Origin of the sequence: Klebsiella sp. BIGb0138, from assembly GCF_004342285.1 — a bacterium.
In the GTDB taxonomy this organism is placed as follows: domain Bacteria; phylum Pseudomonadota; class Gammaproteobacteria; order Enterobacterales; family Enterobacteriaceae; genus Klebsiella.
On the sequence record NZ_SMCV01000001.1, the window covers coordinates 859476 to 870292 of the forward strand.

General features: G+C 56.8%; 10 protein-coding genes. All 10 read right to left on the reverse strand.

The window, feature by feature from the left end; genetic code table 11:
* Position 1: 1 nt before the first annotated feature.
* The 10 genes from EDF73_RS04035 to ndk all read right to left on the reverse strand — a co-directional run bounded on the left by EDF73_RS04035 (position 2) and on the right by ndk (position 10732).
* Positions 2 to 220, reverse strand: a complete 219-nt coding sequence (locus EDF73_RS04035; protein ID WP_132726037.1) for a zinc ribbon domain-containing protein — start codon at positions 218 to 220, stop codon at positions 2 to 4.
* Positions 221 to 269: 49 nt separating this feature from the next.
* A complete protein-coding gene (locus tag EDF73_RS04040) occupies positions 270 to 1361 on the reverse strand; it encodes a Gfo/Idh/MocA family oxidoreductase (RefSeq protein ID WP_132726040.1) in 1092 nt (363 codons plus the stop codon).
* A gap of 125 nt (positions 1362 to 1486) precedes the next feature.
* Positions 1487 to 2965: a ribosome biogenesis GTPase Der gene (der, locus tag EDF73_RS04045; protein ID WP_132726043.1), complete on the reverse strand. Its 1479-nt coding sequence runs from the start codon at positions 2963 to 2965 to the stop codon at positions 1487 to 1489.
* 227 nt (positions 2966 to 3192) lie between these two features.
* Positions 3193 to 4371: an outer membrane protein assembly factor BamB gene (gene bamB / locus EDF73_RS04050; protein WP_132726046.1), complete on the reverse strand. Its 1179-nt coding sequence runs from the start codon at positions 4369 to 4371 to the stop codon at positions 3193 to 3195.
* Positions 4372 to 4381: 10 nt separating this feature from the next.
* Positions 4382 to 5002: a YfgM family protein gene (locus tag EDF73_RS04055; protein ID WP_132726049.1), complete on the reverse strand. Its 621-nt coding sequence runs from the start codon at positions 5000 to 5002 to the stop codon at positions 4382 to 4384.
* Positions 5003 to 5036: 34 nt separating this feature from the next.
* The gene (hisS, locus tag EDF73_RS04060; protein WP_132726052.1) at positions 5037 to 6311 is read right to left on the reverse strand and encodes a histidine--tRNA ligase; all 1275 of its coding nucleotides are present in this window, start codon (positions 6309 to 6311) and stop codon (positions 5037 to 5039) included.
* Between the two features lie 91 nt (positions 6312 to 6402).
* Positions 6403 to 7524, reverse strand: coding sequence for a flavodoxin-dependent (E)-4-hydroxy-3-methylbut-2-enyl-diphosphate synthase (gene ispG, locus EDF73_RS04065; protein WP_132726054.1), 1122 nt, complete (start codon positions 7522 to 7524; stop codon positions 6403 to 6405).
* 26 nt (positions 7525 to 7550) lie between these two features.
* Positions 7551 to 8528 (reverse strand): cytoskeleton protein RodZ, encoded by a 978-nt coding sequence (rodZ, locus tag EDF73_RS04070; RefSeq protein ID WP_132726057.1) that lies wholly within the window; start codon positions 8526 to 8528, stop codon positions 7551 to 7553.
* A gap of 272 nt (positions 8529 to 8800) precedes the next feature.
* A complete protein-coding gene (locus tag EDF73_RS04075) occupies positions 8801 to 9967 on the reverse strand; it encodes a bifunctional tRNA (adenosine(37)-C2)-methyltransferase TrmG/ribosomal RNA large subunit methyltransferase RlmN (protein WP_132726060.1) in 1167 nt (388 codons plus the stop codon).
* A gap of 333 nt (positions 9968 to 10300) precedes the next feature.
* On the reverse strand, positions 10301 to 10732 hold the full coding sequence (gene ndk, locus EDF73_RS04080) for a nucleoside-diphosphate kinase (RefSeq protein WP_132726063.1): 432 nt from the start codon (positions 10730 to 10732) through the stop codon (positions 10301 to 10303).
* Positions 10733 to 10817: the final 85 nt, after the last annotated feature.

A 10817-nucleotide genomic window follows, 5' to 3' on the forward strand; every position in this document is an offset into this window, starting at 1 on the left:
GTTATTCTACCGCCGCCCACTCGACGCGTTTTTTCGAAATCAACCCGTGCCCGTTCTGGCAAAAATAATCCACTGCGCCACACGCTTTTAAAATCTCCAGCGGCTTGTGACAATCCGGGCAGCGGGCTTCCAGGGCAAACTCTTTCGCACACTGCTGACAGTGTGCATTCTGATCCTGTAGTTCCAGCGGCGCGCGACAGATGGGGCATACGAGTTCCATGATGATTCCTTACCGAATGTTCTTCTGTTCAGTTTACCACGGCGGTGGTTCAGTGCGGCCCACGCAATTGCTGCTGTAACTCAAGCAAGAGCGCCACTTCGCCGATCCGTCGCTGCGTTAACCGGGACACTTCCTCGGGAGCGCGAACAAACAGGCCGTCTTTCCCCAGAATATACCCGCCCAGGCAATGCTCATAGATAGCCCCCGGACGCCGCCAGCGCGCAATACGATCGCCATCAATCAGCTCCACCACTTCGCAATTATCGCGCCGGTCCTGATTGATAATGCGCCCGTCGCGCAGCCAGATGCGCAGCCCTTTCTGCCCCCCGGCCGGCCCGGCATATTTGTTCAGCCAGATATTGAGCGGGATGCCGCTTAGCTCGCCCTGTAGGTGGGCTTCACCTTCGGCCGTTTGCGTGTCGCCACGGGCAATCGCCTTGCCGTGACGATCCTTCGCCTGCATAACCTCAAGGCGGAGGTCATCCGAACCACCACAGTAGCGGATTGTTTCGCGCAGCATCGCCAGCACATGCGTACCAATATCAAGAATCACACCGTCAGGATGGCACAACTGGCGCGTATCCGGTTCACCGGTGGCAAAATTGAGCGCCACGGGCTCGCCGCGGTCGTTAAAGCCGCTGAGCTCCTGCAAATAACCGTCGATACGGATAATGTTCTGCACAGAGGAGATCGGCGGCAGGGCGATCGGCACCTCATCTTCCCCCTGCCAGCGATCGTCCAGCTTACCCAACGCCAGTTTCAATGCCCCGTCACGCGCTATCCAGTGATCGAGCGCCAGCACCCGACGCGCGATTTGCGGGTCGCTGAGTACGGTACGCAAACGGGCCACCTGTTGGAGAGTCGCTACAATCGGTTTTTCCACCACAATACGCGGGCAGGAAGATGCCAGCGCCGCTTCCAGAACCGGCAGATGCTGTAGCGACGCGGTGGTAATAAACAGCAGATCCAGCGATTGCCCCAGCAGGGCCGCCAGCGAGTCGCAGCGGGTTATCCCCGCCAGCGTTCTCGCGGGATTGGCATCAAAACCCCAGCACGCCGTCAGCGGTAACGCCAGACGGCCCAGCGCGGGAAGATAGGCGGTTTCCACCACCGCGCCCAGCCCAACAAATCCTACCTGCATAGTCACCCTGCCACCGTTATTGCTGGATTATCAGCGAAATTGACAGGGGTATTATACACGCCGTGCTGTCGGCGGCTGTAGAGCCTAACTGACATAAAAAAACCCGCCGCCGGCGGGTTTGTTACTTATTTGCTTTTCTTGATGTGCTTAATCAAGCGCTTGCGCTTACGCATCTGGTTCGGCGTCAGGGTATTACGTTTGTTGGCAAACGGGTTTTCCCCTTCCTTGAACTGGATACGAATAGGCGTACCCATGACGTCCAGCGATTTGCGGAAGTAGTTCATCAGGTAACGCTTATAGGAGTCCGGCAGGTCTTTCACCTGGTTACCGTGGATGACCACAATCGGCGGGTTATACCCCCCGGCGTGGGCATATTTCAGCTTCACGCGACGACCGCGCACCAGCGGCGGCTGATGGTCTTCTGCCGCCATCGTCATGATGCGGGTCAGCATTGCCGTCCCGACGCGGCGGGTGGCGCTGTCATACGCTTCCCGGACGGACTCGAACAGGTTACCGACGCCGCTGCCGTGCAGCGCGGAGATAAAGTGCACGCGCGCGAAGTCGATAAAGCCCAGACGGAAGTCCAGAGTCTCTTTCACCTGCTCTCTGACTTCGTTGCTCAGGCCGTCCCATTTGTTAACCACAATCACCAGCGAACGACCGCTGTTGAGGATAAAGCCAAGCAGAGAGAGATCCTGGTCGGAGATGCCTTCACGCGCATCGATAACCAGCAGCACCACGTTGGCGTCTTCAATCGCCTGCAGGGTTTTGATGACCGAGAATTTTTCCACCACATCGGTAATTTTACCGCGCTTACGCACGCCCGCGGTGTCGATCAGCACGTATTCACGCTCATCGCGCTGCATCGGAATGTAGATGCTGTCGCGCGTTGTGCCCGGCATGTCGTAGACCACCACGCGGTCTTCACCGAGAATACGGTTGGTCAAAGTGGACTTACCAACGTTCGGACGACCGACAATCGCCAGCTTGATCGGCAGATCTTGCGGATTGAAGTCCTCTTCCGGCTCTTCACTCTCTTCACCGTTCTGTTCGGCTTCAAACTGCGCCCAGTAGGCCGCGTCTTCATCGACTTCTTCCGACGGGTCGATTTCTTCCGCCCACGGCAGGAGGACATGTTCCAGCAGGCTGGTCACGCCGCGGCCGTGGGAAGCCGCGATCGGATGGATATCGCCCAGGCCCAGCGACCAGAAGTCGGCAATCGCCTGATCGGCATCGATGCCGTCGGTTTTGTTGGCCACCAGGAAGGTGGGCTTTTCACGAGAGCGCAGGTGTTTGGCGATAGCGGTATCGGCAGGCATCAGACCCGCGCGCGCATCGACCATAAACAGCACCACATCCGCCTCTTCAATCGCCAGCAGCGATTGTTCCGCCATTCGGGTTTCAACGCCATCTTCTGTGCCATCGATACCGCCGGTATCGATACAGATAAATTCACGACCTTCAACTTCAGCACGACCGTACTTACGGTCACGAGTCAGCCCCGGGAAATCCGCGACCAACGCATCACGAGTGCGCGTCAAACGGTTGAAAAGCGTGGATTTTCCAACATTAGGGCGCCCGACAAGCGCGACCACAGGTATCATGTTAAATGCCTCTTACAAATTGCTATGCAACATCGTTTTAACGACGTTTTAAAAAAAGTCAAAACGGCCCCTGTCTGCCAGGAGCCGTTTCTCAATCGCACTCTACCCGTTGTTTTCAGCTTCCTTCTTCCCGGCGGCGCAGCCGAATCACTGACCTCAATCAGCGACCCGGTAGCGCGTTACCTGGCGCGGCGAAGAAACCCGAAATCCATGGGGTATGTCGCTGACTAACGCGTAATAGAATACAGCGTGCCGTCGGTTGCCTGGATCAGCAGTCGACCATCGGCTACCACCGCGTCGGTGCGGAAGCCGGAGCTATCCACTTTCTGCTGGGCCACAAAGTGGCCGTCTTCCGGGTTCACCCAGTGCATATAGCCTTCGCTATCACCGACGACCAGATTGCCATTATACAACACCGGCGCGGTCAGCAGGCGATGCAATAGATCGCTTTGCGTCCACAGGGTCACGCCGCCTTCGGTGCTCAGCGCCAGCAGGCGGTCATTCTGATCGACCAGGTAGATACGATCGCCATCGACGATAAAGTCGTTCACCGAACCCAGTTCACGTTTCCACATGATCTGGCCGCTGCGCAGATCCAGCGCGGTCAGGTTACCGTTATAAGCCAGGGTGTAAACCACACCGTTCACAATCACCGGCGTGGTATCGACGTCGTTCAGGCGATCGATTTCCGTCGGGCCTGTCGCCTGGGAGATACGCTGTTGCCAGATAATCTGCCCTTGCTGCATCAGCACGGCGCTCACGCGACCGTTATCGCCGCCAACAATGGCTGCGCCATAGGCGGTCGCCGGAGCGGATTCGCCGCGCAGAGAGAGCGCAGGCATATCCAGGTTAACGGTCCATTTCACCGCGCCATCCGCTTCGTTCAGCGCCTGCAGCTGGCCGTTGCTGGTATGCACCAGAATCATGCCATCGCTGACCACCGGACGCGAAAGGGCTTCGCCGGCGACGCGAGTCTGCCACGCAACGGTCCCATCGCTGGTATTCAATGCGTACAGCTGTGCTTTTTCGCTACCGATATAGACGTGGCCGCCGGAAACGGTAACGCCGCCGGAGAGCAGCGCAGGCGCGCGGGAGAACCAGCCGTCTTTCTCAGCCAGATTCACCGACCACACCTCTTTACCGCTGTCGGCGTTCAGCGCCTTAACGGTGCCTTTACGGTCTGCCGCATAGACGACGCCATCCGCAAAAGCCGGGTGCAGGTTGGAATAGAAATCGCCGATACCGTCGCCAACAGAGGTGCTCCAGGACGTGGACGGCGTAAACTGATTTTCCACCGTCGGCAGCGGTGACATTTTCACCACATCTTCTTCGCTGTTAAACAACGAACAACCGCTTAGTAAGGTAACGGAAAGCAGCCCTGGCAAAAGTAATTTACGCAATTGCATCGAGTCCCTCTCAGATGGACAAATTATTTATTTTCATACGCATCATTTCGCTGAGCGCAGGTGAAGCATCGCTGTTCACGCCAGCTTCCCAGGCGGCGCGAGCGCCTTGCTTATCGCCTTTGTTAAGCAGAATCTCACCGCGGAGATCGGCAACAATGGCGACCCAGCCTTCACCTTTAATGCTATCAAGGGTCTTCAGCGCATCATCCGGTTTCTTCAGCTGCAGCTGTACGCGTGCGAGACGCATATTGATAACCGACTTCAGGTTATCATCCGGCGCGGCGGCCAGCCCCTGCTGAAGCTGCTTTTCCGCATTTTGCAGATCGTTCCGATCGACAAAACGCTGCGCCAGTTCCAGCGATGCGAACGCGCCATAGCTATTTTTGCTGTCAGCGGCAAATTTCTCCGCCGTATTCAGCGCTTGCGGCTGGTCTGATTTAAGCGCGGCAATGGCGTTTTCATAGGCTAAAGAGGACTCTCTCGCCGTATCCTGCTGATGAGAACTCCAGTAGCGCCAGCCTACCAACGCGCCAATCCCTAAAATTACCCCAACGGCCAGCGCTTTGCCATTTTCGGCAAAGAAGCGCTTGAGCGCATCGACCTGATCGTTTTCGTTGTTATACGTTTCCACGCAGTCCTTCTCCTGACTAATGTTTCCCGGGAGATTAACCCAGAAGTGCACGCAAATGCGCAGCTACGCTATCCTGCGTTACGGTAGTTTGCTCGCCTGAGCGTAAATCCTTCACTACCACGTTTCCGTCAGCAATTTCTGACTCACCGACCACCAGAGCGACACGAGCGCCCCATTTATCCGCGCGGGCAAACTGTTTCTTAAAGTTGCCGCCGCCGTGGTTAGTCATCAGCTTAGCGCCGGGCAGCGCATCGCGAACCCGTTCAGCCAGACGCATTGCCGCAGACTGGGTATCGGTTCCGGAGGCTACCAGGTATATATCGACAACAGGATCGGCTTTAAATTCCGGATTGACTGCCTGAACCAGTAAAACAAGACGTTCGAGGCCCATTGCGAAACCGACAGCCGGCGTGGCGCGCCCGCCCAGTTGCTCCACCAGGCCGTCATAACGACCGCCGGCGCAGACGGTACCCTGAGAACCGAGGCTGGTGGTGACCCACTCAAACACGGTACGGTTATAGTAATCCAGCCCGCGCACCAGGCGCTGGTTCACGGTATAGCGAATGCCTGCGTCATCCAGCAGCGCGCAGAGCCCGGCGAAATGGGCTTTGGAATCTTCATCCAGATAATCGCCCAGCGCAGGCGCATCGTTGAGCAGCGCCTGTACCTGCGGATTTTTGGAATCCAGTACGCGCAGCGGGTTGGTATACATCCGGCGCTTGCAGTCTTCGTCAAGCTGCTCTTTAAACTGCTCAAGATAGGCGACCAACGCATCGCGATAGGTAGCGCGCGCCTCCAGCGAACCGATGGAGTTCAGCTCCAGCGCTACGTGGTCGGCGATCCCCAGTTCACGCCACCAGCGAGCGGTCAGCATAATCAGCTCGGCGTCGATATCCGGGCCCTGCAGGCCAAAGACCTCCACGCCCATCTGATGGAACTGGCGATAGCGGCCTTTTTGCGGACGCTCGTGGCGGAACATCGGCCCAACGTACCACAGACGCTGTTCTTGATTGTACAGCAGACCATGTTCGATGCCGGCACGTACGCAGCCCGCCGTCCCTTCCGGACGCAGCGTCAGGCTGTCGCCATTGCGGTCTTCGAAGGTGTACATCTCTTTTTCAACCACGTCGGTCACTTCGCCGATCGCGCGTTTGAATAACGGGGTCTGCTCTACAATCGGCAAACGTATTTCGCTGTAACCGTAGCTACCGAGCACCTGCTTCAGTGAGCCTTCAATGCGCTGCCAGAGAGCGGTCTCGCCCGGCAGATAATCGTTCATGCCACGGATGGCTTGAATGTTCTTTGCCACGTTTATTCTCTTTATATATATACAAAAATGAACCCCGGCGCCGTGCGCCCGCAGGTTCAATCATACACGGGAAGTTAGCCACCGCCCCCGATTATTTCTCTTCAACCTGCTGAACATCGATGCGCCGCGTTTCGTCAAGCATCGAGGCTTTCGCCCGGATACGCGCTTCCAGCTGATCGATCATATCGTCGTTGTCCAGTCGGTCTTTGCGCACGCCATCTTCGTACAGGCCGCTCTTTTTATTGCCGCCGGTCACGCCGAGTGTGGAAACCAGCGCTTCGCCCGGGCCGTTCACCACGCAGCCGATGATCGAAATATCCATCGGAGTAATGATGTCTTCCAGACGCTGTTCCAGCGCGTTGACGGTGCCGATAACGTCGAACTCCTGACGCGAGCAGGTTGGGCAAGCGATGAAGTTGATGCCGCGAGCGCGGATGCGCAGCGATTTCAGAATATCGAAGCCGACCTTGATCTCTTCGACCGGATCCGCCGCCAGCGACACGCGCAGGGTGTCACCGATCCCTTCGGACAGTAGCAGGCCGAGGCCAATCGCCGATTTCACCGAACCGCTACGCGCGCCGCCGGCCTCGGTGATCCCGAGATGCAGCGGTTGATCGATCTGTTTCGCCAGCAGCCGATAGGACTCGACGGCCAGGAACACATCCGATGCCTTCACGCTGACCTTAAACCGATCGAAGTTGAGGCGATCGAGATGATCGACATGACGCATGGCTGATTCCAGCAGCGCCTGCGGCGTCGGTTCGCCGTATTTTTCCTGCAGATCTTTTTCCAGTGAACCGGCGTTGACGCCGATACGGATAGGAATGTTTTTATCGCGAGCGCAGTCAACCACCATGCGGATACGTTCTTCGTTACCGATGTTGCCCGGGTTGATACGCAGACAGTCCACGCCGTACTCCGCCACTTTAAGGGCGATACGGTAGTCAAAATGAATATCGGCGACCAGCGGGACGTTAACCTGCTGTTTGATGAGTCTGAACGCTTCTGCCGCATCCATCGTCGGCACGGAGACGCGGACGATATCCGCGCCAACGCGTTCTAACGCTTTGATTTGATTTACTGTCGCGACCACATCCGTGGTACGCGTATTGGTCATCGACTGTACGGCGATGGGAGCACCATCGCCAATCGGCACATTCCCAACGTAAATTCGTTTTGATTTTCTACGTTGAATCGGAGCCTGGTTATGCATGAAAAATCTCCCGCGTTACCCGTCTGTTACTGCGCCGGTGACGTTTCGGCATTAAGGGTCAGACGCGCAACCTGGTTAGTTCTGATAAAACGACTCAAATCGACGGGTTTACCCAGATACTGGATCTGTACCGCTGCCGGCGCACCAATTTTCAGTTTATACGGCGCCTGACCGCTGAGATTCAGATTCCCGCCCTTGCGCTGCAGACCGCTGAACAGCTTCTTCCCGGTAGCGTCGCTGACTTCCAGCCAGCAATCGGCAGAGAAGTTCAGCACCAGATCCTGAGCCGCAGCCGCCGTCGCGGTGGCGTTAGCCGGATCGGTTGGCAGCGGAGAAGCCGGCGTCGCGGCCGCCGGTGCGCTATCAACATTGGCCTGCGACGGCGCCACAACGGCGTTGTTATCAACCGGCGCCGGGGTAGAGGCCGCCGGCGCAGTGGAGGTATCAACCGGCGCGCTGTTGGCGACGCTGGCGGTGCTGTCCGCTGCCCCACTATCCGCACCGGTATCCAGCGGAATATTCTGGCTGCTGTCGCCCGCGTTCAGTTCCGCGGTTGACTGGTCAGCCATCGACGTAATCTCTTCCTGCTGCGCTTTGTGGTCTTGCCACCACCAGGCGCCGCTGAGGCCAATGACCACAAACAGCACCAGCCAGGTAAAGCTCATCAGCCAGCCGTCGCGCTTTTTACGGCGCTTGCCCAGCGAGAAGCTTTGCATCGGCGCGACTTTCGCCGCGCGAATCGGCGCCTGTTTGGCCATCATCGGCAGCAGTTCTTCTTCCGGGATGTGCACAAGGCGCGCATAGGAGCGGATATAGCCGCGCAGAAAGGTGGAAGCCAGATCGGCTGGCGCCTTATCGTCTTCAATATCACGAACCGTGGAAACTTTCAGGCATAAGCGCTCCGCCACCGCTTGCTGGCTGAGTCCGAGTTGTTCACGGGCATTGCGCAGACGCGCACCCGTCGTATTTGCTTCTTGATGGTCTTGAGTGGCTTCAGTGTTCATTCGACAACTACTGGTACGTGAATTTAAAGTTCAGCGCCGGTTAACCCCGCGCCGCGAAACATCTGCTAAACGTCAGACAAAGAGTATAAGTCCGTATGACCAACTATCACAGACACTTATCAAAATTGAATGCTAAGCGGTTGTAGTGCCGCTACATACTGCCTCAAAGTCGATAAAAACGCACCGTAATTATTGACCGAATCAGCGTATTTCGCCTGGCGATTAACCCTAAATGCGCAGCGCAGGCGGGATGCTTTGCGCTGCATCATTTATCAGACCGTTTTCACGTCGATCGTTTCGCCCTGCATACGCTTGCGCAGCGTACGTTTGGTGCGGTCGATAACGTCACCGGCCAGCTGCCCGCAGGCGGCATCGATGTCGTCGCCGCGCGTTTTACGCACGATGGTGGTGAAGCCATATTCCATCAGGACCTTGGAGAAACGGTCGATGCGGCTATTGGAGCTACGGCCATACGGCGCGCCCGGGAACGGGTTCCATGGGATCAGGTTGATCTTGCACGGCGTATCTTTCAGCAGCGCAGCCAGCTCATGCGCATGTTCGGTACCGTCGTTGACATGATCGAGCATCACGTACTCGATAGTGACGCGGCCCTGGTTGGCGTTGGACTTCGAAATGTAGCCGCGCACCGAGTTCAGGAAGGTCTCGATATTATACTTCTTGTTGATCGGCACGATTTCGTCGCGAATCGTGTCGTTCGGCGCGTGCAGAGAAATCGCCAGCGCGACATCGATCATATCGCCGAGCTTATCCAGCGCCGGAACCACCCCGGAGGTCGAGAGCGTCACGCGACGTTTGGAGAGACCAAAACCAAAGTCATCCAGCATGATTTCCATCGCCGGCACCACGTTGGTCAGGTTCAGCAGCGGTTCGCCCATCCCCATCATCACCACGTTGGTGATCGGACGTTGGCCGGTAATTTTCGCCGCGCCGACGATTTTCGCCGCGCGCCATACCTGGCCGATAATTTCAGACACCCGCAGGTTGCGGTTAAAGCCCTGCTGCGCCGTCGAGCAGAATTTACACTCCAGCGCGCACCCGACCTGTGATGAGACGCACAGGGTGGCACGGTCGTCTTCCGGAATATAAACCGTTTCAACGCGCTGATCGCCGACGGCAATCGCCCATTTGATGGTCCCGTCGCTGGAGCGTTGCTCCTCGACGACTTCCGGTGCGCGAATCTCGGCGACGTCCTTCAGTTTATTGCGCAGCACCTTGTTGATATCGGTCATATCATCAAAGTTGTCGCTGCAGTAGTGATACATCCATTTCATCACCTGATCGGCGCGGAAAGGCTTTTCGCCCATGTTTTTGAAAAACTCGCGCATCTGCTGACGGTTCAGGTCCAGCAGGTTGATTTTGGCATCTTTGTTCGGCACCGTCAGAGCGGCGGTATCAGGTGTGACAATATGTTCAGACATAATCTATTCCGGCCTCGTTGTTACACGTTATGGCCCCAGGAGGGTTGAAAAAAGAAACGCCCCTATGAACGAGTGCTCGTCCAGGGGCGCTGCATTGTACAAATTCTGGTGTATCAATACCACGTTTGCACGTGGCAATGATGAAAAAATCTGTAACTGCGTACTTGAGCCTCTATGGATTTTCGATTGTCGAAAAGGCGAGGATCGAAGTCTCCAAAGTATTTCACGTCACGGCGAGGCGGCGAGTTCGCAAATCCCCGGGAGCAGAGATAACTCTGTGACCGGGGTGCGCGAATGAAGCCAACAACGCGGCGGCGTGAAAGACGCAGGAGATTAGCGGGTGCGCGGGCAAACTTCGCCTTCAGCGAAGAAATAGGCGATTTCGCGCGCAGCAGATTCAACGGAGTCGGAACCGTGGGTGCCGTTCTCGGTGAAGCTGTCTGCGTAATCAGCGCGCAGAGTACCCGCCAGCGCGTTGTCCGGGTTGGTGGCGCCCAGCAGGTCACGGTGACGCTGCACGGCATTTTCGCCTTCCAGAACGGAAACCACGATCGGGCCGGAAGTCATGAACTCAACCAGACCGTCAAAGAATGGGCGACCTTCGTGCTCAGCATAGAAACCGCGAGCCTGCTCAACGGTCAGGTGCAGCATTTTGGTGCCGACGATTTTGAACCCTGCAGCTTCAAAGCGAGAAAAGATGCCGCCAATAACGTTTTTTGCCACCGCGTTTGGTTTAATGATGGAAAAAGTACGTTCAATAGCCATGATTACCTCTAATAAAATGTTCTGTTGTTGCGCATACGATCGTATGGCCTGGCGCGCATTATAATGAGCAACGCCGGCGCTGCCT